This is a genomic window from uncultured Brevundimonas sp. (genome assembly GCF_947305955.1).
GTDB lineage: Bacteria > Pseudomonadota > Alphaproteobacteria > Caulobacterales > Caulobacteraceae > Brevundimonas.
In genome coordinates this window covers 22,087-43,378 of record NZ_CAMZFB010000008.1, presented here as the reverse complement: position 1 = coordinate 43,378, position 21,292 = coordinate 22,087, and the positions used below count along the sequence as shown (strand labels likewise).

19 protein-coding genes and 1 tRNA gene are annotated in these 21,292 nt (G+C 62.8%); 13 read left to right on the top strand and 7 right to left on the bottom strand.

Annotated elements, in window-relative coordinates; translation table 11 throughout:
- The first annotated feature begins 65 nt into the window (after positions 1 to 65).
- From Q0Y42_RS03720 to Q0Y42_RS03705, 4 genes are all read left to right on the top strand, one after another.
- Positions 66 to 1,469: an FAD-binding oxidoreductase gene (locus Q0Y42_RS03720; protein WP_297800322.1), complete on the top strand. Its 1,404-nt coding sequence runs from the start codon at positions 66 to 68 to the stop codon at positions 1,467 to 1,469.
- Positions 1,470 to 1,571: 102 nt separating this feature from the next.
- Positions 1,572 to 2,345, top strand: coding sequence for a peroxide stress protein YaaA (gene yaaA / locus Q0Y42_RS03715; RefSeq protein WP_297800320.1), 774 nt, complete (start codon positions 1,572 to 1,574; stop codon positions 2,343 to 2,345).
- 63 nt (positions 2,346 to 2,408) lie between these two features.
- Positions 2,409 to 3,206, top strand: a complete 798-nt coding sequence (locus tag Q0Y42_RS03710; RefSeq protein ID WP_297800318.1) for a 3-hydroxybutyrate dehydrogenase — start codon at positions 2,409 to 2,411, stop codon at positions 3,204 to 3,206.
- Between the two features lie 30 nt (positions 3,207 to 3,236).
- Positions 3,237 to 4,256, top strand: coding sequence for a patatin-like phospholipase family protein (locus Q0Y42_RS03705; RefSeq protein WP_297800316.1), 1,020 nt, complete (start codon positions 3,237 to 3,239; stop codon positions 4,254 to 4,256).
- Here Q0Y42_RS03705 and Q0Y42_RS03700 read toward each other — a convergent pair.
- Entirely contained in the window at positions 4,253 to 5,191 is a 939-nt protein-coding gene (locus Q0Y42_RS03700; RefSeq protein ID WP_297800314.1) for an L-threonylcarbamoyladenylate synthase, read from the bottom strand. The genes Q0Y42_RS03705 and Q0Y42_RS03700 overlap by 4 nt on opposite strands.
- 137 nt (positions 5,192 to 5,328) lie before the next feature.
- Between Q0Y42_RS03700 and Q0Y42_RS03695 the strand changes: the two genes are divergently transcribed.
- Positions 5,329 to 7,116 (top strand): acyl-CoA dehydrogenase, encoded by a 1,788-nt coding sequence (locus tag Q0Y42_RS03695; protein ID WP_297800312.1) that lies wholly within the window; start codon positions 5,329 to 5,331, stop codon positions 7,114 to 7,116.
- Between the two features lie 170 nt (positions 7,117 to 7,286).
- On the top strand, positions 7,287 to 8,075 hold the full coding sequence (locus tag Q0Y42_RS03690) for an energy transducer TonB (RefSeq protein WP_297800310.1): 789 nt from the start codon (positions 7,287 to 7,289) through the stop codon (positions 8,073 to 8,075).
- Here the strand turns inward: Q0Y42_RS03690 and Q0Y42_RS03685 are convergent.
- On the bottom strand, positions 8,054 to 8,872 hold the full coding sequence (locus tag Q0Y42_RS03685) for a serine protease (RefSeq protein ID WP_297800308.1): 819 nt from the start codon (positions 8,870 to 8,872) through the stop codon (positions 8,054 to 8,056). The genes Q0Y42_RS03690 and Q0Y42_RS03685 overlap by 22 nt on opposite strands.
- Before the next feature lie 70 nt (positions 8,873 to 8,942).
- Here Q0Y42_RS03685 and Q0Y42_RS03680 point away from each other — a divergent pair, with 70 nt between their 5' ends.
- The 4 genes from Q0Y42_RS03680 (at position 8,943) to lexA (ending at position 12,852) form a co-directional block, all read left to right on the top strand.
- A complete protein-coding gene (locus tag Q0Y42_RS03680; RefSeq protein WP_297800306.1) occupies positions 8,943 to 11,129 on the top strand; it encodes a S9 family peptidase in 2,187 nt (728 codons plus the stop codon).
- Positions 11,129 to 11,689, top strand: coding sequence for a GNAT family N-acetyltransferase (locus Q0Y42_RS03675; protein ID WP_297800303.1), 561 nt, complete (start codon positions 11,129 to 11,131; stop codon positions 11,687 to 11,689). Before Q0Y42_RS03680 ends, Q0Y42_RS03675 begins: the two co-directional genes overlap by 1 nt.
- A gap of 189 nt (positions 11,690 to 11,878) precedes the next feature.
- Positions 11,879 to 11,955, top strand: a tRNA-Asp gene (locus Q0Y42_RS03670).
- Between the two features lie 195 nt (positions 11,956 to 12,150).
- Entirely contained in the window at positions 12,151 to 12,852 is a 702-nt protein-coding gene (gene lexA / locus Q0Y42_RS03665; RefSeq protein WP_297800301.1) for a transcriptional repressor LexA, read from the top strand.
- Here lexA and Q0Y42_RS03660 read toward each other — a convergent pair.
- Entirely contained in the window at positions 12,846 to 14,768 is a 1,923-nt protein-coding gene (locus Q0Y42_RS03660; protein WP_366107994.1) for a ComEC/Rec2 family competence protein, read from the bottom strand. The two genes, lexA and Q0Y42_RS03660, sit on opposite strands and share 7 nt — an antisense overlap.
- 244 nt (positions 14,769 to 15,012) lie before the next feature.
- Between Q0Y42_RS03660 and gltX the strand changes: the two genes are divergently transcribed.
- From gltX to Q0Y42_RS03645, 3 genes are all read left to right on the top strand, one after another.
- Positions 15,013 to 16,428 carry a glutamate--tRNA ligase gene (gene gltX / locus Q0Y42_RS03655; protein ID WP_297800295.1) on the top strand — a complete coding sequence of 472 codons (1,416 nt, stop codon included), beginning with the start codon at positions 15,013 to 15,015 and terminating at the stop codon, positions 16,426 to 16,428.
- 64 nt (positions 16,429 to 16,492) lie between these two features.
- A complete protein-coding gene (gene gltA, locus Q0Y42_RS03650) occupies positions 16,493 to 17,788 on the top strand; it encodes a citrate synthase (RefSeq protein WP_297800293.1) in 1,296 nt (431 codons plus the stop codon).
- A 76-nt stretch (positions 17,789 to 17,864) separates the two neighbouring features.
- Positions 17,865 to 18,035, top strand: coding sequence for a hypothetical protein (locus tag Q0Y42_RS03645; RefSeq protein ID WP_297800291.1), 171 nt, complete (start codon positions 17,865 to 17,867; stop codon positions 18,033 to 18,035).
- A 2-nt stretch (positions 18,036 to 18,037) separates the two neighbouring features.
- On the opposite strand, the gene lpxB is transcribed toward Q0Y42_RS03645, so the two are convergent.
- From lpxB to fabZ, 4 genes are read right to left on the bottom strand one after another with little or no spacing between them, the layout of a single operon-like run.
- On the bottom strand, positions 18,038 to 19,201 hold the full coding sequence (gene lpxB, locus Q0Y42_RS03640; protein ID WP_297800289.1) for a lipid-A-disaccharide synthase: 1,164 nt from the start codon (positions 19,199 to 19,201) through the stop codon (positions 18,038 to 18,040).
- On the bottom strand, positions 19,198 to 20,043 hold the full coding sequence (gene lpxI, locus Q0Y42_RS03635; RefSeq protein ID WP_297800287.1) for a UDP-2,3-diacylglucosamine diphosphatase LpxI: 846 nt from the start codon (positions 20,041 to 20,043) through the stop codon (positions 19,198 to 19,200). Before lpxI ends, lpxB begins: the two co-directional genes overlap by 4 nt.
- Positions 20,040 to 20,831, bottom strand: a complete 792-nt coding sequence (lpxA, locus tag Q0Y42_RS03630; RefSeq protein WP_297800285.1) for an acyl-ACP--UDP-N-acetylglucosamine O-acyltransferase — start codon at positions 20,829 to 20,831, stop codon at positions 20,040 to 20,042. Before lpxA ends, lpxI begins: the two co-directional genes overlap by 4 nt.
- Complete coding sequence (gene fabZ / locus Q0Y42_RS03625) at positions 20,828 to 21,292, bottom strand: 3-hydroxyacyl-ACP dehydratase FabZ (protein ID WP_297800282.1); 465 nt, start codon at positions 21,290 to 21,292, stop codon at positions 20,828 to 20,830. The genes lpxA and fabZ overlap by 4 nt, the downstream gene beginning before the upstream one ends.

Genomic DNA, 21,292 nt, shown 5'->3' with positions numbered 1-21,292 from the left:
TTCAACGGTTCGACAACATGGGTTTGCGCTTCCACCACCGCGAAGGTTTTGTCAAAAGGGCGATCATGACTCTGCCCACGCCCGAAGCACTCGCCGAACTGAAATCCGCCCTGCCGGAATCCTATATCGATGACACGGCCGAGATGGCCCCGTGGCTCACGGAATGGCGCAGTCGCTGGACCGGCAATTCGCCGCTGATCCTGACGCCGCGCACCCTCGACGAGGTCCAGCGCGCGGTTCAAATCTGCGCCAAGCATGGCACCCCCATTGTCACCCAAGGCGGCGGCACGGGTCTGGTCGGTGGGCAGATCCCCTTCGGTCAGGTCGTCCTGTCGACGCGCAAACTGCGTGATGTCCGTGACGTGACCCCGCTGGATGACGCCATGACGGTCGAAGCGGGCGTGACCCTTTTGGAAGCGCAGGAAATCGCCAAGGCCAAGGGCCGTTTCTTCCCGCTGTCGCTGGCGGCTGAAGGCTCGGCCACCATCGGCGGCGTGATTTCCACGAACGCGGGCGGCACGCAGGTTCTGCGCTATGGCATGATGCGCGATCTGGTGCTGGGTATCGAAGCGGTCCTGCCCAATGGCGAGGTCTTCAACGGCTTGAAGCGCCTTCGCAAGGACAATACCGGCTATGACCTTAAACAGCTACTGATCGGTGGCGAGGGAACGCTGGGCGTGGTCACGGCGGCAACCCTGAAGCTGTTCCCGATCATGCGCTCGCGCTGTGTGGCCTTTGTGGGTCTGGAGAGTGCAGCCGCATCCATCGAACTGCTGGCCCGCGCCAAGGACGAGACCGGCGGTGGCGTCGAAGCCTTCGAGATGATGAAGCGCCTCGGCATCGAGCTGGTGCTCAAGAACATCCCCGACACGCGTGAGCCGCTGGAAAGCACGCCCCCGTGGTACGTCCTGATCGAAATCACCAATGGCACGCCCGGTGGTGCAGAAGCCCAGATGGAGCGCCTGCTCGAGGTTGCCTTTGAGGAAGGGCTGATCACCGATGCGGCCATTGCCCAGAATGACGCCCAGCGCGCCCAATTCTGGCGCATGCGCGAAGAACACTCCGCGGCCCTGAAACCGGAAGGTGGCGGCTGGAAGCACGACGTCTCGGTGCCGATCAGCCGCATCGCCGATTTCATCGAAGAGGCCACCGCTGCGGTCGAAGCCTTCCACCCCGGCTGCCGTGTGTCCTGTTTCGGTCACATCGGCGACGGCAATCTGCACTACGACATTATTCCGGGTGTCGGCGAGGACATCCCTGCCTTCATCGCCCGCTGGAAAGAAGGCTCCAAGGTCGTCCACGACATCGTGTCCCGCTATGACGGCTCGATCTCGGCGGAACACGGCCTAGGCCGCCTTAAGACTGACGAAGTGAAGCAGTATAAGAGTCAGGCTGAACTCGATCTCATGGCGGCCATCCGCAAAGCGATCGACCCCAAGCGCATCATGAACCCCGATATCCTGTTCTGAGCGCAGACGGGACTGAACATACGGCAAAGCCTGTTTTTCGCCCGCTCGGTTTGAAATCCGGGACCGACGCCCTATGTCATGCGCCGATTAAGGAGCGCCATTGTGCTAATCGTTGTTTCGCCAGCCAAAAAGCTGGATTTTACGCCTGCTGCCGCCGACCTGCCGATGACCCCGCGCCGCTGCGCCAAGGAAACGGCAGAGCTGGACAAGGTCACGCGCCAGCTGTCGCGCGCCGACCTGCGCCGCCTGATGTCGATCTCCGAAGCCTTGGCCGACCTCAACTACGAACGCTTTCAAGCCTTCAACAACGAAGTCGACGAGAACAACGTCCAGGCGGTCTTCGCCTTTGCCGGTGACGTGTACGAGGGCCTGAAGGCCCGCGAGATGTCTGCCGACGATCTGGCGTGGGCGCAGGATCACCTGCGTATCCTGTCCGGCTTCTATGGCCTGCTGCGCCCTATGGACGGCATCCAGCCCTATCGTCTGGAAATGGGCACCCGCCTGAAAACTCCGCGCGGTAACACCTTGTACGATTTCTGGGGCGAGCGGATTTCCCTGCGCCTGAACGAAGACGCCGAGGGACATCCGGAACAGACGCTCGTGAACCTGGCCAGTCAGGAATATTTCGGGGCCGTCGATGCGCGCGCCCTGAAACTTCGTGTGGTCACTCCGCATTTCAAAGAGCGCAAAGACGGCGAAGACCGCATCATATCCTTCCACGCCAAGAAGGCCCGAGGCGCGATGGCCCGCTATGCCATCGAGAACCGTATCGAGCACGCCGAGGATTTGAAGGCATTTGATCGGGACGGCTACCGTTACGATGCGGGCCTTTCGACGGAATCCGACTGGATATTCATCAGAGAAGGAAATTCCTGATGCGTTAATGGCGAGCCGGCGTTAGGTTGAACCCAAATCATAATCTTAGGGTGGATTCCTCGTATGCTCGCCATGAACGACCTCAAGGGCCAAGTCGCCATTGTCACAGGTTCGACTTCCGGTATCGGGCTGGCTTTGGCGACGGCTGCTGCGGAATGCGGTGCCAATGTCGTCCTGAACGGACTGGGTGACGCCGACGCCATCGAAGCGACCCGCGCGGGTCTGGCCGAAAAAACCGGCGTCAAAGTCCTCTATCATCCGGCAGACATGACCCAGCCGGACCAGATCGCCGACATGGTGGACTTCGCCAAGCGCGAACTGGGCCGCGTCGACATCCTCGTGAACAATGCGGGCATCCAGCACGTCGAGGCGGTCGAGAAATTCCCGAACGACGCGTGGGAACGCATCATTTCGATCAACCTGTCCTCGGCCTTCTATGCCACCAAGGCCGCCATCCCCATCATGCAGGCCCAAGGCCGTGGCCGCATCATCAACGTGGCCTCGGCCCACGGTCTGGTCGCCAGCCCGTTCAAGTCGGCCTATGTCGCGGCCAAGCACGGCGTCATCGGCTTCACCAAGACCGTCGCGCTGGAACTGGCCCAACAGAACATCACCTGCAACGCCATCTGCCCCGGCTTTGTCGAAACCCCGCTGGTTCAGGCCCAGATCGCCGAACAGGCCCGCACGCGCGGCATGTCCGAAGAGGACGTGATGAAGAGCGTCATCCTTGGCTCGCAGCCGACCAAGAAGTTCGTCACCACGGACCAGCTGGCTGGCATCTTCCTTTACCTCGTGTCCGATCTTGGCGCTTCGGCGAACGGCAGTTCGTATTCGGTCGACGGCGGCTGGACCGCGCAATAAGCTGAGGGCCTCGGCATCGGGAGGCCCCACATGGCAAAACGCAAACCGGTCTGTCTGGCCTTGCAGGGCGGCGGATCACACGGCGCATTCCAGTGGGGCGTCCTCGATCGCCTGTTCGAGGATGACAGGATCGAGGTGACAGCCGTCACAGCGGCCTCTGCCGGAGCCATGAACGCCGCCGCTCTCGTCACCGGCCTCGAGCAAGGCGGCAATGAGGGTGCGCGGGCCTCCCTCGACAAACTCTGGCTGGAAGTGAACCGCTCGGGCGGTCGCAATGTGTTCGGATCCAGCGGACAATGGCTTCAAAGCCTGACCAAACAGTGGGTCAGCGACAACCCGCTGTGGCAGGCGGGCCAGACACTGGCCATGTCCATGAGCCCCTATGCCTTCAATCCGTTCAACCTCAACCCTCTTAAGCGCGTGGTCGAGACGGCGGTGGATTTCGAAGCGGTTCGGGCATCCAAGGTCCAGATGCACATCGCGGCCACGGCGGTTCAAAGCGGCAAGTCGCGCATCTTTGAAACCGCAGAGATCACGCCGCAGGTCCTGATGGCCAGCGCCTGCCTGCCGCACGTGTTTCAGGCGGTTCGCATTGATGGTCAGGATTATTGGGATGGCGGCTATCTGGCCAACCCCGCCCTCTATCCCCTGTTCGAGGATCGCCAGCCGCACGACATCCTGTTGCTACCGCTGAACCCGTTCCGTCGGGACGATACCCCGCAACAGTCCGCCGACATCATGGATCGGCTGAACGAAATCCTGTTCAACGCGCCTCTGGTGGCCGAGCTACGCTCCATCGCCTTTGTTCAAAAGCTGATGGAGGAAGGTCGTCTGGAGCGCGGCGATGGGTGGAAGGATATCCGCATCCACGCCATCCCCGCCGATGAATGGCTGGGTGACCTGTCGCTCGCATCCAAGATGGACACCGAATGGGGCTTTCTGACCTCGCTCAAGGAAAGTGGGCGCAAGGCTGCCGATCAGTGGCTGGAAAACTGTTTCGAGCGGGTCGGCAAGTCCACCACCATCGACCTGCAAGCCGCGTTTCTTTAGCCCACAAAACCCGCGGCGCGTTTCAGGCGGTCATTGATCGCCTCGCCCAGACCGTTGGCCGGAATAGGTGAAACGGCGATGCCCACGGGGCGCGTGCGGTCCGCCTCACGCAGCATGCGGAACAGGTTGGCCGCCGCCTCCTTGAGATTGCCGCTGGGGCTGAGGCTCCAGCGTTCATCGCCGATCCCCTGCCCGAAGCCCAACAGTAGTTCGCCCTCCTTCGGCTCGGTGACATTGATCCGAACCGGGGCGTCGGGCGCATAGTGCAAGGCCATACGCCCCGGCGAGCGATGCCCGTCCTCGGGCTTGCTGGCCAAGGGACCGACCACGGCCTCCAGCTCTTCGCGCGTGACGCAGCCCGGTCGCAACAGTGACACCTGACCACCAAGGATGGACACAACCGTGCTTTCGACGCCCACGGCGCACGGACCACCGTCGATCACAGCCCCCGCCGAGGCTCCGGTTTCTTCCACGGCGTCGGCAAAGGTGGTCGGGCTGGGACGGCCCGAACGGTTGGCCGACGGGGCGACGACCGCACCGCCAAAGGCGGCAATGACATCACGAGCCTTGGCGTGGCCCGGAACGCGAATCGCAACGCTGTCCAACCCAGCGCGAGCAAGGTCGGAGACGCCGTTGCGATCCCTGACCGGCGCGACAATCGTCAGCGGCCCCGGCCAGAAGGCCTCGGCCAGACGGCGTGCCCTGTCATCGAATACTGCAAAAGATTCCGCGGCGACCGCGTCGGCCACGTGCGCGATCAGCGGATTGAAGCGCGGGCGGCCTTTCGCCTCGAAAATCGCGGCGACCGCCTCGGCATTTGAAGCGTCCGCGCCCAGTCCGTAAACCGTCTCGGTCGGCAGAATCACAAGCTGTCCGGCACGCAAGGCATCCACGGCCTTAGCCACGGTGTCTCCCGAAGAGCGTGTTTCATTCATCTGCAGTCTTTCCTTACGTCACGGTACGCGTTCACACTTTAACCCTCACTGCGCGGAATCTCGACCAAAGTCCAAGCGCTCTTGCGCCGGGCCGCTGAAAGACCGAAAGACTGCGAAAATAATTTAGAGGATTCACGATGACCTATCGCGCCCCTGTCCGAGACATTGCTTTCGCTCTGGAAGCCATTGCCGGTATCGGTGAAGTCGCCGCCACCGGCGCATTCCCGGACTATGACGCTGACGTCTCGCAAGCCGTTATCGAAGCTGCGGCCCAGTTCTCGGAAGGCGTTCTGGCCCCGCTGAACCGCGTGGGTGACCTGAACCCCGCGACGATCGCCAATGGCAATGTCACCGCCTCGCCGGGTTTTGCCGATGCCTATAAGGAATTCGCCGCTGGCGGCTGGACCTCGCTGACCGCTTCGACCGAGGCAGGTGGTCAGGCGCTGCCCAAGGCGCTGGAACTGGCCGCCTTTGAAACCGTCCACTCGGCCAACATGGCGTTCGGCCTGTGCCCGATGCTGTCGCTGGCCGCCATCGAGGCCCTCGAGGAAGTCGGCAACGAATTCCAGAAGCAAACCTATCTGCCCAAGCTGGTCTCGGGTGAATGGACCGGTGCCATGGTCCTGACCGAGCCGGGCGCGGGTTCGGACCTTGGCGCTCTGGTCGCCACCGCCACCCCGACCGAAGACGGCAAATACCTGCTGAACGGCCAGAAGATCTTCATCACCTGGGGCGACCACGACGCGACGGACAACATCGTCCACCTCGTTCTGGCCCGCCTGCCGGGCGCTCCGGCTGGTCCGAAGGGCATCTCGCTGTTCCTCGCCTCGAAATTCCACCTCGACGCCGACGGCAACGTCACCAGCGAGCGCAACAGCTTTGCTCCGGTCGGTCTGGAGCACAAACTCGGCATCCACGGCAGCCCGACCTGCGTCATGCAGTATGACAATGCCGTTGCAGAGCTGGTTGGCCGCCCGAACGAGGGTCTGGCCCACATGTTCGTCATGATGAACGCCGCCCGTCTGGCCGTGGGCGTCGAGGGCGTCGGCATCGCCGAGCGCGCCTATCAACACGCCCTCGCCTACGCTCTGGAACGCCGTCAGGGCACCAGCGTCTGGACCGGCGAGCGCAGCGCGCCGCTGTTCGACCTGCCGGACGTGCGCCGCATGCTGGTCGTGATGAAGGCCAAGGTCGCCGCCGCCCGCGCCATCTGCCTGTCCACCGGCGTTGCGGCCGATCTGGCCAAGCATTCAGCCACCGAGGAAGAGCGCAAGATCTGGAAGGGTCGCGAAGACCTGTTCACCCCGATCGCCAAGGCGTGGTCGACCGACATCGGCTGTGAAGTCGCCTCGCTGGGCGTTCAGGTTCACGGCGGCATGGGCTTCATCGAAGAAACCGGCGCAGCCCAATACTATCGCGACGCCCGTATCACCCCGATCTACGAAGGCACCAACGGCATTCAGGCCATGGACCTCGTGGGCCGCAAGCTGTCGATGGACAACGGTGAATCGGCCAAGCGCCTGATCGAAGAGATGAAGGCGACCCTGCATCAGCTGTCGTCGATCTATTCGGGCAAGCCGGTCGAGCGTTTCGCCAACGCCATTGAATCGGTCGAGGACGCTACCCTTTGGCTGCTGGACGCCAAGCAGGACAAGGCCCGCGCGGCTGACGTTCTGGCCGGTGCCGACAGCTATCTGAAGCTGATGGGCGATGTGGTCGGCGGCTGGATGCTGGCCAAGGGCGCACTGGCTGCCAAGGCCAAGCTGGACGCCCACGACGGCGACGCTGCATGGCTACAAGGCAAGATGGACCTGTACGAAGTCTATGCCGCGAACGTTCTGGGCCACGTGTCCAGCCGTCTGGCTGGCGTCGGCCAAGGTGGTGAGCTGCTGCAAAAGCTGACGGTTGAAGCTCTGGCTGGCTAAGCCCCCCCCGCTACGCTTGCAATGAACCACGCCTCCTGCATCCTCGGTGCAGGAGGCGTTTTCGTATGGCGATTTCGGCTTTAGCTGGCCCAGTTGGCCGCCACTCCTGAAATGTCCTCAACCTCCGAGGATAGACTCGCTATGAGTGACGACCGATAGAGGGAATCACGATGACGGGTTTGGTGAGTGCGACCTTGGCGCTGGCATTGGGTGCGCTGGCTTCATCACAGGACGCCCAGACGCCCACAATCAGTGTGGAAACCGTCGCCCTGCCCGCCACCATCACCAATCCGTCGTGGAAAGAACCGCCGGTCGTTGATGAAAGTGACTACCCCAAACTAGCAGCACAGTTGGACCTTGCAGCCAACGTCCTCGTCGAATGTGAGGTCGATGAGCAAGGCGTTCCCAAATGCCGATCGGTCGAAACCACGGTCGAAGGCATGGGTTTCGAGCAAGCCGCCGTCACCATCGCCGAACGCGGCAGGCTGAATCCCCGACGCGTCAACGGCACCGCCGTCCCCGCAAAGATCGCTGTCCGCCTGCCATTCGTGCCGCAAGAGCCCGAAGACCTGCCGGTCGAGCCGTGGAATGGTCCCGAGCCGTCAGCCGCCCAACTGTTGGCTGGATTGGTCGGCGCGCAATCCATGGCCGGAAATCCGGCTCTGCAAGGCCATATCGACTGGGGGCTGGAGCAGTTGTCGCCCGAGAAGGCCCACATCTTCCGTCAGTGGATCGCCGAGATGTATGTCGGTCCGGCCAATGTGAAATTGATGGGCCGCGCCATAGCCATGGCGCTGGCCGAGCGCGGCGTTCTGACACTACCTGCCGAAACGCCGCCGGACTGGGCCGACTGGGTGAACGACATGGAACGCGCCCATGCCAGCCTGTCACCGCTGAAAGCCAACACGGCCCCGCTGCGCGAACGCTTCTGCGCCCGTTACGGCTGCCCAGAAGACTGAGCCGTTCCGTCCAACAGGGCGATGGTGTCGCGGATATATTGCCCCTGCACCACCACGCCCAGTTCGATGCCCTCGCCATCGCCCTGAACTTCCTTGATCAGAAGACCCGCGATGAAGGGATGATCAGGCACGGGCGCGCCGGGGCGACGGGTCGCGGCAGGCACCCAGAAAACAGGCCCACCCGAATTCCCCTGCGACACGTTGAAGTCGAGCAGGAAGGTCGGGAAATGCTGGATCGGCGTCAGCGGCCACGAACTGATCCGCCCCGACCGCAGGATAGGAAAGCCCGCACGGTTCGCGGACAGGCCATGCGGATAGCCCAGTGCGAACAGCTCGTCCCCAGGCCCCATCCGCCACTGGTCAAACGTATTGTCATCAGCAATCCAGCCCAGCGGAATAGCCGCACGCGTAAAGGCTTCAGGCGCGGTGATTTCCATCACCGCCACATCCTGATCAGGATGTTTGGTCCATAGCGGATCTCCCGCTTCGGTGCGGATATCGACCTCGGCAGGGGTATAGCGCCAGTTACCGTCCGCCTCGGCATTACGCCATCCGAAACGTGCCTTCTGATGAGGCATGACCGCAAAGACGTGATCCGCTGTAACCAGCAGGATACGCGGCGTACCATCGGGGCGCGGCGCGCTGACCAGCACCCCCGTGCCGACCTTGCGGCGACCGTTACCCTGCGACTGGTCGATCTGGATCGTCGCGTTGATCAAGCCCAGCGTCATGTCCCACTCGGCAGCGGCGGGAGACTGGGCGACGGGCGGTTCGGGGGGATATGCGTCGATGACCATGCCGAACATTTGACCTCAGGTCTGTGTCGGCACAAGGTCCCTGCCGAAACAACTCTGCAAGGGACTGTCGATGAATCGCCGCGAACTGATTGCCACGACTGCAGCTGCCGGCCTGATGGCCGCATCCCCTGCCCTTGCCGCGACCCAAACCACCGGAGCCAGAATGCCTCGCCCAGTACCGCCCGTTGCCAAGAAAGTCCCCGTCACCATCGAACAGCTGGGCCGCACCCGCGTCGATGAATACCAGTGGATGAAGGACGACAACTGGCAGGCCGTTCTGCGCGACCCGTCGCTGATCAAACAGGACGTCAAAGAGCATCTGAACGAAGAGAACGCCTATCGCGAGGCCATGATGGCCTCCACCGAACAGCTCCAGAAAGAGATGTTCGAGGAGATGAAGGGCCGCATCAAGGAAGACGACGCCTCGGTGCCGTCCGCCGACGGCCCGTGGGAATACTACACCCGCTATAATGCGGGCGATCAGCACCCGCTGTATTGCCGCCGCCCGCGCGGCCGCACCGACGGCGAGGAAATCCTGCTGGACGCCAACAAACTGGCCGAGGGCAAGGCCTATTCCGAGGTTGGCGACACCGAGGCCAGCCCCGACCACAGCCTGTTCGGCTATTCCGAGGACGCCCAAGGCTCAGAGGTCTACAAAATCTATGTGAAGGACCTCGCCACCGGACAGGTCCTGCCGGACGTGATCGAGTCGGCCACGGGCGACTTCACCTTCTCGCCCGACAGCCAGTGGATCTTCTGGACCAACCGCAATGACAATGGCCGTCCGGACAAGATTTTCCGCCGTCCGGCCAAGGGCGGCGAAACGACCCTCGTCTATGAGGAAGAGGACGAGGGTATGTTCCTTGGCCTTGGCCGCACCTCGGACGACGCCTTCCTGCTGGTGACCATCGCCAATCAGGAAACCTCAGAATCGCGTCTGATCCCCGGCAATGATCCCACGGCGACGCCGGTGGTGGTCGAGCCGCGCGTCGAGGCCCGCCTCTATTCGATGGACCACTGGGGCGACCGCTGGGTGATCCGCACCAATGTCGACGATGCCATCGACTTCAAGATCGTCGAAGCCCCGACCGACGCCCCCGCCAAGGCCAATTGGAAGGACCTCGTCCCCCATACGCCGGGCCGCTACATCGAAGGCTTCTCGCTGACCAAGGACTTCGTCGCCCGTCAGGAACGCGCCGACGCCAACACCCGCATCGTCATCCGCGACCGCGCGGGCAGCGAGCACGAGATCCGCGTGGACGAGCCCGCCTACAGCCTGTCGCTGGCTGGCGCGTCGGAGTTCGACACCACGGTCATCCGCTACAGCTACAACTCCATGTCCACGCCGACGTCGGTCTATGATTATGACCAGAAGTCGCGCGAACGCGTGCTTCGCAAGGTTCAGGAAGTGCCATCGGGCCACAACCCTGCCGACTATATCGTCGAGCGCCTGAACGCGCCGGCATCGGACGGCGAGCTGGTTCCGGTCTCCATCCTGCGCCACAAAGATACCCCCGTGGACGGCTCGGCCCCCGTGCTGCTGTACGGCTATGGCTCGTATGGCATGTCCATGCCTGCTGGCTTCTCGACGAACCGCCTGTCGCTGGTGGATCGCGGCTTCATCTATGCCATCGCCCACATCCGTGGCGGTGCCGACAAGGGCTGGAACTGGTTCCTGAACGCCCGCCGCTTCACCAAGAAGAACACCTTCACCGACTTCATCGCCGCCGCCGATCACCTGATCGAAAAGAACTATGCCCGCGCCGGAAACATCGTGGCCGAGGGCCGCTCGGCGGGCGGACTGCTGATGGGGGCCGTCACCAATATGCGTCCCGAGCTGTGGGCAGGCATCATTGGCGGTGTGCCGTTCGTGGACCTGATCAACACCATGAGCGACACCTCGCTGCCGCTCACTCCGCCGGAATGGCCCGAATGGGGTAATCCGATCGAGGACGCCGCCGCCTACGACTACATGTGGTCCTACAGCCCCTATGACCAGATTTCGGCCAAACCCTATCCGGCCGTTCTGGCCACCGGCGGCCTGTCCGATCCGCGCGTCACCTATTGGGAGCCGCAGAAATGGGTCGCCCGCCTGCGTGATCACACCACCTCGACCAATCCGGTGCTGCTGAAGATCAATATGGAGGCGGGCCACTTCGCCTCGTCGGGCCGCTTCGACTATCTGAAGGACATCGCGCTGGATTACGCCTTCGCGATCTGGGCCGTGAACAAGGGCTGGGAAAAAGACTTCGCCTGATGCCTGAGTTCAGTATCCGTGAGGCGGTGGAGGCTGACTTCCCCGCCATCACAAGCATCTATGCCGGATGGGTAAACGACGCCTGCGGCACGTTCGAACTGGTCCCGCCGACCGAGGACGAGATGAAGGCCCGTTTCGCCTACATCCGCGCCCTGGGCATGCCCTATCTGGTCGCCGAGAAGGACGGTCAGGTCATCGGCTATGCCTATGCGGGGCCGTTCCGCGCACGCGAGGCTTATCGCTACATGGTCGAGGATTCGATCTACATCGATCCGGCAGCCAAGGGGCTTGGCGTCGGTGGTGCCCTTCTCGACCGCCTGATTCTGGAATGCGAGCAAAAAGGGGCCCGCCAGATGGTCGCCGTCATCGGTGATTCCGAAAATGAATCATCTATCGGCCTTCATCGCTCGCGCGGATTCGCTGATTCCGGCCGATTCACCTCTGCCGGATGGAAGTTGGACGGCTGGCGCGATGTCATCTTCATGCAAAAGCCATTGGGCGCCGCCGACACCACTCCGCCCGATGGACCGGCCCTGCTTCTCAGCGACAAGGGCCGTTAAAGGCCGGAAAATCAGGCTTTGCGGGGGCGGAAACGCCCCCGTTTCCATATCGACCAAGGTTATGAAATCGCGGACCATTTCGCAAATTGCCGTATTTTTTCAGGGGTATGCATTTTTCCCGTTGACCCGAAACGCTGCCCCACCTAAACACCACCTCGTTCCCGCCGGACACGGCGCGAACGGGACCAAGCGGGTGTAGCTCAGTTGGTTAGAGTGCCGGCCTGTCACGCCGGAGGTCGCGGGTTCGAGCCCCGTCACTCGCGCCACTCCCCTTCTTCATGAAGTACGGAGTGGCGCATACCGCTCTTGGTCCGAAACGCCTCCCAAAAATCGACATACGCCCCACCACAGCGCCTTCGTGCGCCTATTGCCGTTTCAACTTGGCGTTAGTTGACTTTTAACCAGAACACTTACAGAACATTCAGCAACGGTTCACGCCTTGTTCTGAAAGCGCCCCTGACATGCTCACCAAGAAGCAGCACGAACTCCTGATGTTCATCCATGAACGCATCAAGGAAACCGGCGTGTCGCCTTCTTTCGACGAGATGAAGGAAGCGCTGGATCTGGCTTCCAAATCGGGCATCCACCGCCTGATCACCGCCCTTGAGGAACGCGGCTTCATCCGCCGTCTGGCGCACCGCGCCCGCGCGCTGGAAGTCGTCAAAATGCCGGAACAGGCCACCGCCGCCGCGCCCGCCAAGGGCCGCGCCCCGTTCAAGCCCGGCGTCATCGAAGGTGGCGGCATGAATCGCGCCCCCGTTCAGGAAGCCGCCAACGACGTGCGCGAACTGCCGCTGTTGGGCAAGATCGCCGCCGGTACGCCGATTGCCGCCATCCAGCACGAACAGGACCGAATTCCCGTGCCGGAATCCATCCTCGGCTCGGGCGAGCACTATCTGCTCGAGATCGAAGGCGACTCGATGATCGAGGCCGGTATCCTCGACGGCGACACGGTGGTGATCAAACGCACCAGCAACGCCAACAACGGCGAGATCGTCGTCGCACTGGTCGAGGGCGAAGAAGCCACGCTGAAGCGCCTGCGCCGCAAGGGCCAGTCCATCGCTCTGGAACCGGCCAACCGCGCCTATGAAACCCGCATCTTCGGGCCGGATCAGGTCGAGGTTCAGGGCAAGCTGGTCGGCCTTATCCGCCGCTATCACTGATAATCCGGGTCGCCCCACCGCGACCACGGCCTGATTCCACGCGCATCGCGTACCCAACGGGCGCGCCATCCCTCTCCCTCGCGCCACAACTCGACCGCGCCACGCTCTGCAAAGTCCTGACCATCCAGCACCAGCCTATTCGCGCACTCTTGCGGCAGTTGGTGGACGACAGCGCGCACAGCAACAACCTCTGCCGTCAGACACATCTGGCTCAGCTTGTCGGCTGCGGGACTAGCCCTGCCCCACCACAGCGCAACGGGGGCTGTGGCCTCCAACGCCGCGCAATGGGTACGCCCGCATTTCCACGCGGCCTTGTCACGCGGAACCAGCTCCAAATCCCAACGCTGCGCCCATATCTCGGACGAAAAGGCGCGGACCGGGCGGAAAACTGTCGCCTGATCGCCGGAAACCCATGCCGCATTGGTCGCCGAGTCTCCAATCCAGATATCCGGCGGTGTCTCGCGCGGCCATAACAACACCGCACAGGCCAGAGGCAGCCCCAGCAGCCGCAGCCACCCGCGCCACAGGCACATGAACAGGATGCCGACAAAGGCGATCGGCAGGGCCTGTGGCGGCGCGCCTGCCATGGTCTGTACCGCGCCTGGCAACTGCGCCGCCCAATGGCCGATGGCCAGCATCCACTGCACGCCCTGCCCCGCAACCCACAAGAACGGTCCGCCAAGACCCAGCGGTTCCAAGGCCGCCCCCAATGCCAGCGCCGGAAGCATGATCAGATCGGCCAAGGGCGCGCTGGCCATATTGGCCACCAATCCATAGACACTGGTGCGGTTGAAGTGGTGCATGACGAACGGGCCGGTTGCCAGCCCTGCCACAAAACTGGCCGCCACCGCCGCCATGGCCCACGAAACGGCACGCTGGATACCCGCAATCGGCCACGGCGTGTTGATCTCGCGGATTCGCCTCGGCCACACTTCCGCCAAGGCCACCAAGGCCGCTGTGGCCGCGAACGACATCTGAAATCCGGGCGTGATCACAGCCTCGGGCTGCAGACACAGGACGACAAAGGCCGCCGCTGCAAGCGCCCGCATGCTGATAGCCTTGCGCCCCAGCAATATCGCCGCAAAGGCAATCGACGCCGTCACCGCCGCCCGCTCTGCCGGAGGCGGCGCACCGGACAGCACCAGATAGGCCCCCACCGCCAAAAGCCCCGCCACCGCAGCCACCTTTTTTCCCGACACCCGCAGGGCCAACCACGACACACAGGCGATCATCAGCCGGACCAGAAAGAATACGAATCCCCCCACCACAGCCATGTGAAGCCCCGAGATCGACAGGATGTGCGCCAGCCCCGAATCCCTCATGGCCTCCAGATCGGCCTCCCCGATCCACGCTTCATGGCCGGTGACCATGGCAGCCGCGATACCGCCCCTCTGCTCCCCCAGCCGCGCCACCAGCCGTTCCGCCAGCGCGAACCGGACGGCATTGACCTTCATTTCCGCGCGGACCGACAAGGGCGGCTGGGGCAGCTCCGCCTGCCTGACCTCGGTCAGGCCGAACACCACCCCGCCCATGCTCTGGAACCACGCCATTCGCCCAAAATCATAGCTGTGGGGCGCGGCGGGCGCTGGCGGCGGGTTCACAATGCCGAATATCGAGATGGCCTCGCCCGGCTTCGGCGTCACGCCCTTGATCGTCGCGCGCATCCGATGGGGCGCCTCTTCGGGGGCGACGCCACGAATCCGGACAGGCGCAATCACGACTCGCGGACCTCGTGCGCCGGGAGAATCGACGTCGATGACATAGCCCTCGACCAAAGTCGGTTTTGTCACCACAGGGGCAATAGGGGCCGCAACAGCGTCAGATCGTGCCTTTGCAACCGCCAGTCCAGCTGCAAAGCACGCCACCATCAAGAGTGGTAGAGTGACGGCCCTGACCGCCCCCGCCAGCCGCGCCACAAACCACCCTGAAAGGCCGATAAAACCTAGGAAAAACAGGGGCCAGAACGACGGCTCTGTCCGAAACAGAAAATACGTGGCACAACCGCTGCCAAAGAAAACCGCGCTCCAGAGCGACCAACGTTCACTTTGAGCATTCCATTCGTGTCTCAGACGCGTACGGAAACCGGCGATCAACTTTACCGCAAGGCTTCGTTTTGCCGCTGACGAGCGTATAAGAGCGGCCGTATTGGACTCATTGCCTATGACCTCCCCATCTTCGACTGTTGTCACGCGCTTTGCCCCCTCGCCGACAGGCTACCTGCATATTGGCGGGGCGAGAACGGCGTTATTTAACTGGCTGTACGCAAAGGGCCACGGCGGCAAGTTCCTGATCCGCATCGAGGACACCGACCGCGAGCGTTCGACCGACGAAGCCGTGAAGGCCATCTTCGATGGTCTGGAGTGGCTGCAGCTGCTGGGCGATGAAGAACCCGTCTATCAATTCGCCCGCGCCGATCGTCACCGCGAGGTCATCCAACAGCTTCTGGACACCGGTCACGCCTACCGCGACTTCCTGACCGCCGAGGAAACCGGCGCACTGCGCGATGCGGCCAAGGCCGAGGGCAAGGACTTTGTCTCGCCGTGGCGTGACCGCGAGCCGACCGCCGAAGACCTGCAAAAACCGTTCACCGTGCGCTTCCGTCGCCCGCTGGATCAGGCCGTGGTTGTTGACGATGCCGTTCAGGGCACCGTGCGCTGGGAAAGCTCGGCGCTGGACGATCTGGTCATCCTGCGTTCGGATGGTGCCCCGACCTACAACCTCGCCGTTGTGGTCGATGACCATGACATGGGCGTCACCCACGTGATCCGTGGCGATGACCACCTGAACAACGCCGCCCGCCAGAGTCTGATTTACGACGCTCTGGGCTGGACGCGCCCGACCTTCGCCCACATCCCGCTCATTCACGGACCGGACGGTGCCAAGCTGTCCAAGCGCCATGGCGCACAGGCTGTCCACGAATATGCCGAGATGGGCTATCTGCCCGAAGCCATGCGCAACTATCTGGCGCGTCTGGGCTGGGCACACGGTGACGACGAACTGTTCGACGACGAACAGGCCAAGGCCTGGTTCGATTTCGGCGGCATCAACAAGGCTCCGGCCCGCCTCGACTTCGACAAGCTGGCGCACGTCAACGCCCACTGGATCCGCCAAGCCGACGATCAGCGCCTTGCTGATCTGACCGCTGGCGTTCTGGCCTCCCGTGGCCAGCAACTGGATGACGCAGGCCGCGAAAAGCTGCTGCGCGCCATCCCCCTGATCAAGGACCGCGCCAAACTGGTGCCGGAACTGGCCGATCAGGTTCAATTCGCCCTGTTGGCGAGCCCGATCCCGCTTAACGAGAAAAGCGCGGGCATGCTGCAAGGCGAAAACCTCGACCGACTTTCACGACTTCGTGATCATCTGACCAATGTGTCGCAGTGGTCGGTAGAGACGCTCGAAGGTGAACTTAAAGCCTTTGCTGAAAAAGAAGCCGTAGGCTTCGGAAAAATCGGGCCTTTTGCTCGCGCCGCTCTGACGGGCGGTGTTCCGGCTCCAGATATTGCAAAAATTCTGGTCGCCATTGGCCGCAACGAAAGTCTCCAGCGCTTGGATGATGCGCTGCAACAGACTAAGTAACACACCAACCAAACATAAGGCCGTCCGCCTCCCCGCGCCCGGTCCGATATAACAAGGGGCCCAGATGACTGAACAAGCTAAACCTGCCGCCACTCTTACCCTTGGCGACAAGAGCATCGAACTCCCCGTCCTGTCCGGTTCGACCGGCCCGGACGTCATCGACATTCGCAAGCTGTACGCCGGCACCGGCGCTTTCACCTTTGACCCGGGTTTCACCTCGACCGCCTCGTGCGAGTCGGGCCTGACCTTCATCGACGGTGACGAAGGCGTTCTGCTGCACCGCGGCTATCCGATCGACCAACTGGCCTCGCAGTCGAACTTCCTGGAAGTTTGCCACCTGCTGCTGAAGGGCGAGCTGCCGACCGCTTCGGAATACGAAGCCTTCAAGGAAACCGTCACGAAGCACACCATGCTGCACGCGCAGTTTGACCGCTTCTTCGAAGGCTTCCGCCGCGACGCCCACCCGATGGCCATCATGGTTGGTACCGTCGGCGCTCTGTCGGCCTTCTACCACGACAGCCTCGACATCAATGACCCGGTCCAGCGCGAAATCTCGGCTATCCGCCTGATCGCCAAGATGCCGACCATCGCTGCCCGTGCTTACAAGTACCACGTTGGCCAGCCGTTCATCTCGCCGCGCAACGACCTGTCGTACGCCGAGAACTTCCTGCGCATGTGCTTCGCCGTTCCGGCTGAAGACTATTCGGTTGATCCGCGCATCGTCCGCGCCATGGACCGCATCTTCACCCTGCACGCCGACCACGAGCAAAACGCCTCGACCTCGACCGTCCGTCTGGCTGGTTCGTCGGGTGCCAACCCGTTCGCCTGTATCGCAGCCGGCATCGCCTGCCTGTGGGGCCCGTCGCACGGCGGCGCGAACGAAGAAGCCCTGAACATGCTGAAGGAAATCGGTACTCCGGACCGTATTCCTGAGTTCATCCAAGGCGTTAAGGACCGTAAGTACAAGCTGATGGGCTTCGGCCACCGCGTGTATAAGAACTACGATCCGCGCGCCAAGGTGATGCAGCAGTCGGCCTACGAAGTGCTGGAAGCGACCGGCCGTCAGGACGATCCGCTGTTCGTCGTCGCCAAGGAACTGGAAAAGGTTGCCCTGAACGACGAATACTTCACCTCGCGCAAGCTGTTCCCGAACGTGGACTTCTACTCGGGCATCACCCTGTCGGCGATGGGCTTCCCGACCACCATGTTCACCGTGCTGTTCGCTCTGGCCCGTACCGTCGGCTGGATTTCGCAATGGCAGGAAATGATCGAAGATCCGGGCCAAAAGATCGGCCGTCCGCGTCAGCTGTACACCGGCCCGACGCAACGCGACTACGTCTCGATCGACAAGCGCGGCTAATCCATCCTTTCAGGATTGAAGCGGAAACGCCGGAGCGAAAGCTCCGGCGTTTTTTCTATGCTAGACAAGGCGTCCTATGACCAACGACACCAATCCCCCCGCCAACGAAACGCCCATCCAGCGTGCCTTCCGCCAGAAGCAGGAAGCCCTGGCCAAACGCGAAAAGGCCCCGCGCGGCGGAGCCTTTCAACGTGAACAGAACAAGCGCATCGAGGCGGGCAAATCCCGCCCGTGGATGACCAAATAAGATCAGGCTTTTCGGCGTTCCAGAACGTCGATAACCGCATCGGCGGCCAACTCTGAAGGATTTGGCCCGCCTCTGCCGAGAATTTCCAGCGCCTGCGTCTGACGCTCGGCCTGTGCCTTAGCCGCCGCCTTGTCGGTCAGCAAACGCTCGACGTGCGGGGTGATGAAATCAGGCGTGGCCTCGAACTGGATACATTCCTTGGCCACTTCCTCGTCGGCGGCGAGGTTCAGCATGGTGAAATATTTCGCCGTCACCAGTGGCTTCATCAGGCGGTACGACAGGTTGTCGATCTTATAGGCGATGACCATCGGCGTGCCCGCCATGGCGATCTCTGTCGACACTGTTCCACTGGTGGCCAGCGCCACGTCCGCCGCCTTCATGGCCGAATATTTCTCGGCTTCTGTCACAAGGAAGGTGCGGAACGGCCAACTGGCCACACGACCCGTAACATCGGACGCCACAGTGCCAGCGGCCACGACGGCGACCTGCAGGTCCGGAATGGTCGCTTTCAGGCGTTTGACCGTCTCTTCATAGACAGGCGTCATCCGCTCGATTTCCTTGGGACGGCTGCCCGGCAGGACGAGCAGCAGCGGCGTATCATCCGCCAAGCCGCGCGCCTTGCGGAAGGCCGAGCCATCGTCCTTGCCCATATCGATGTGCAGGGCCGACGAGCCCACAACCGTGGTCGGCAGGCCTTCGCGCTCGAAGAACGGCGCATCCATCGGATACAGGGCCAACATGTGATCCACCGCGCCCGCCAGCACCTTGGCCCGCCCCGGACGGGAGGCCCAGACCTGAGGCCCGACGTATTTGATCAGCGCCACTTCCGGCATCAGCTTGCGGATCGCCCGCGCCACTCGGATGGTGAAGCCCCATGAATCGATCAGAATGACCGCGTCGGGCTTTTCCCGCGCGGCCAGTGCCGCTGTATCCTCGACCCGTGCCTTGACGCGCTTATAGGCTTTCAGCGCCTCGACGACGCCGAGGATCGACAGTTGCGCGATGTCGAACGGGCTTTGGATGCCCAGCTCGGCCATGCGCGGACCGCCGACGCCCACAAAGCTCACGCCGTCGCCCAATTTGGCTTTGAGTGCCTTGGCCAGTTCGGCTCCCAGCACATCGCCAGAGGCCTCTGCGGCCACGAGCATGATCTTGTATGGCTTCACGACAATCGGTCCCCGTCAGTCATCCCCCACACGAACAGGCCCAGCCTGTCCGCCGCCGCACGCGTTCCTTCGGCATCCATGACGATAAGACGCCCGACGAAGCCGCCAATACCCGCCAGCCCCGCGGCAGCGGCCAGTTCGACCGTGCGCGGGCCGATGACCGGCATGTCCACGCGGGTGTCCTGAATGGGCTTGGGAGCCTTGGCCAGACAGCCCTTGCGGCTATCGGCCGTGCCGCGCAGGTCCTGTGGCAGGCCAGCGACACGCAGCAGCATCTGGTCGGTGCCTTCCTGAGCCTCTACGGCCAGTACCAGACCTTCACAGACGACTGCGCCCTGACCGATATCCAGCTCACCGGATTTCTCGGCCACGTGGATGGCCTTTCGCAGGTCCGCCATCTGGCTATCCGTCGGCGACAGCGCCCCCAGCGCCCCAGCCGTCAGGGTCTGGCCGCCAAGGATGTCATCGGCACCCACGACCTCATAGCCCTCACCCTCGAAGATGCCGAGGATCTTGCGCAGCAGGGCATCGTCGCCCTTGGTCGCGGCGGCGATTATGCCCGGAAGGACCGAGGCCCCCTTGAGATCCGGCTTCAGCGTCTTGAAATCGGGACGGTTCACATAGCCCGCCAGACAGACGGCCTCACACCCCTCGCGGCGCAGGGCCTTCAGAATGCCGCCGATCTGGGCCATGCCCAGCGTCTCGCCATCCCATTTCAGCAGGTCGTCGCCCGCAAAGCCGTCCAGACGGATGATGTAGAGCGGGCGGCCCTCTGCTTCACAGCGGGCCGCCACAGATGCGGGAAGGTCGCCCCCACCGGCGATCAGTCCCAGCTTTTTCATTCGGCGTTCGGCAGGCAGAGCGGACGCTTGGCACCATCACGGATGAAGTCGAGGATTTCGACAATCTCCGGCAGGTCACCATAGGTAGCCGCAACCGTTTCCAGACGCTCGGAAAAGGCACCCTCGCCCTCGAACAGGTCGCGATAAAAGGCCAGCAGGCGACGCAGGTCGTCCTTGCCATACCCCTTGCGCTTCAGGCCGATGATGTTCAGTCCGCGCAGACGCGCGTGGTTGCCCCATACCGAGCCGTAAGGGATCACATCGCGCGTCACCGCTGCCAGACCGCCGACGATCGCACCTTGCCCCACGCGGGCATTCTGGTGCACGGCGCACAGGCCGCCGAGGAAGGTCCGCGAACCGACGTGGGCGTGACCGCCCAGCGTCGCATTGTTGGCCATGGTGACGTTGTCCTCGACCACGCAGTCGTGACCGATGTGGGCACCCGTCATCAGCAGACAGTTGTTGCCCAGCTTGGTCACGCCCGAACCCTGCGGCGTGCCGCGGTTCAGGGTCGCGTGTTCGCGGATGATGTTGTTCTCGCCGATCTCGAGGCGAACAGTCTCACCCTTATAGCCAAGGTGTTGCGGGTCGCCGCCGACAAGGGCGAACGGGTGCACAACCGTGTTGGCGCCGATGGACGTGTCCTGCTGGACGACGACGTGCGATTTCAGCACGACGCCTGCCGACAGGGTCACGTTCGGTCCCACAACGCTCCACGGGCCGACGACAGCGCCGTCTGCGATCACTGCAGTGGAGTCTACGATGGCGGTAGGGTGGATTTGGCTCACTTGGCCGGTTCCTCGATTTTGACGACCATGGCCATGAACTCAGCCTCGGCGGCGAGCTTGCCGTCGATGAAGGTTTCGCCACGGAATTTATAAGCATCGCCGCGTGCTTTCAGCACCTTCACTTCCATGCGCAGTTGGTCGCCCGGACGCGCCGGCTTACGGAAGCGAACACCGTCGATGGACATGAACATGATGACCTTGTCCTCGACCGGAACGTCGAGCGTCTTGGACATCAGCAGAGCGCCCGTCTGGGCCATAGCCTCGACGATCAGAACGCCCGGCATGACCGGATCGATCGGGAAGTGGCCGGGGAAGAACGGCTCGTTATGGGTGACGTTCTTGATGCCGACCAGAGAGGTCGCCGGAACGAAATCCTCGGCCTTGTCGACCAGCAGGAAGGGATAGCGATGCGGCAGGCGGCGCATCACTTCGGCATAATCGATGTTAATCTGTTCGCTCAT

Coding starts and splice junctions, on each gene's coding strand:
- Q0Y42_RS03720 (WP_297800322.1), top strand. CDS start 66: ATGACTCTGCCCACGCCCGAAGCACTCGCCGAACTGAAATCCGCCCTG.
- Q0Y42_RS03710 (WP_297800318.1), top strand. CDS start 2,409: ATGCTCGCCATGAACGACCTCAAGGGCCAAGTCGCCATTGTCACAGGT.
- Q0Y42_RS03705 (WP_297800316.1), top strand. CDS start 3,237: ATGGCAAAACGCAAACCGGTCTGTCTGGCCTTGCAGGGCGGCGGATCA.
- Q0Y42_RS03700 (WP_297800314.1), bottom strand. CDS start 5,191: ATGAATGAAACACGCTCTTCGGGAGACACCGTGGCTAAGGCCGTGGAT.
- Q0Y42_RS03695 (WP_297800312.1), top strand. CDS start 5,329: ATGACCTATCGCGCCCCTGTCCGAGACATTGCTTTCGCTCTGGAAGCC.
- Q0Y42_RS03690 (WP_297800310.1), top strand. CDS start 7,287: ATGACGGGTTTGGTGAGTGCGACCTTGGCGCTGGCATTGGGTGCGCTG.
- Q0Y42_RS03685 (WP_297800308.1), bottom strand. CDS start 8,872: ATGGTCATCGACGCATATCCCCCCGAACCGCCCGTCGCCCAGTCTCCC.
- Q0Y42_RS03680 (WP_297800306.1), top strand. CDS start 8,943: ATGAATCGCCGCGAACTGATTGCCACGACTGCAGCTGCCGGCCTGATG.
- Q0Y42_RS03675 (WP_297800303.1), top strand. CDS start 11,129: ATGCCTGAGTTCAGTATCCGTGAGGCGGTGGAGGCTGACTTCCCCGCC.
- lexA (WP_297800301.1), top strand. CDS start 12,151: ATGCTCACCAAGAAGCAGCACGAACTCCTGATGTTCATCCATGAACGC.
- gltX (WP_297800295.1), top strand. CDS start 15,013: ATGACCTCCCCATCTTCGACTGTTGTCACGCGCTTTGCCCCCTCGCCG.
- gltA (WP_297800293.1), top strand. CDS start 16,493: ATGACTGAACAAGCTAAACCTGCCGCCACTCTTACCCTTGGCGACAAG.
- Q0Y42_RS03645 (WP_297800291.1), top strand. CDS start 17,865: ATGACCAACGACACCAATCCCCCCGCCAACGAAACGCCCATCCAGCGT.
- lpxI (WP_297800287.1), bottom strand. CDS start 20,043: ATGAAAAAGCTGGGACTGATCGCCGGTGGGGGCGACCTTCCCGCATCT.
- fabZ (WP_297800282.1), bottom strand. CDS start 21,292: ATGAGCGAACAGATTAACATCGATTATGCCGAAGTGATGCGCCGCCTG.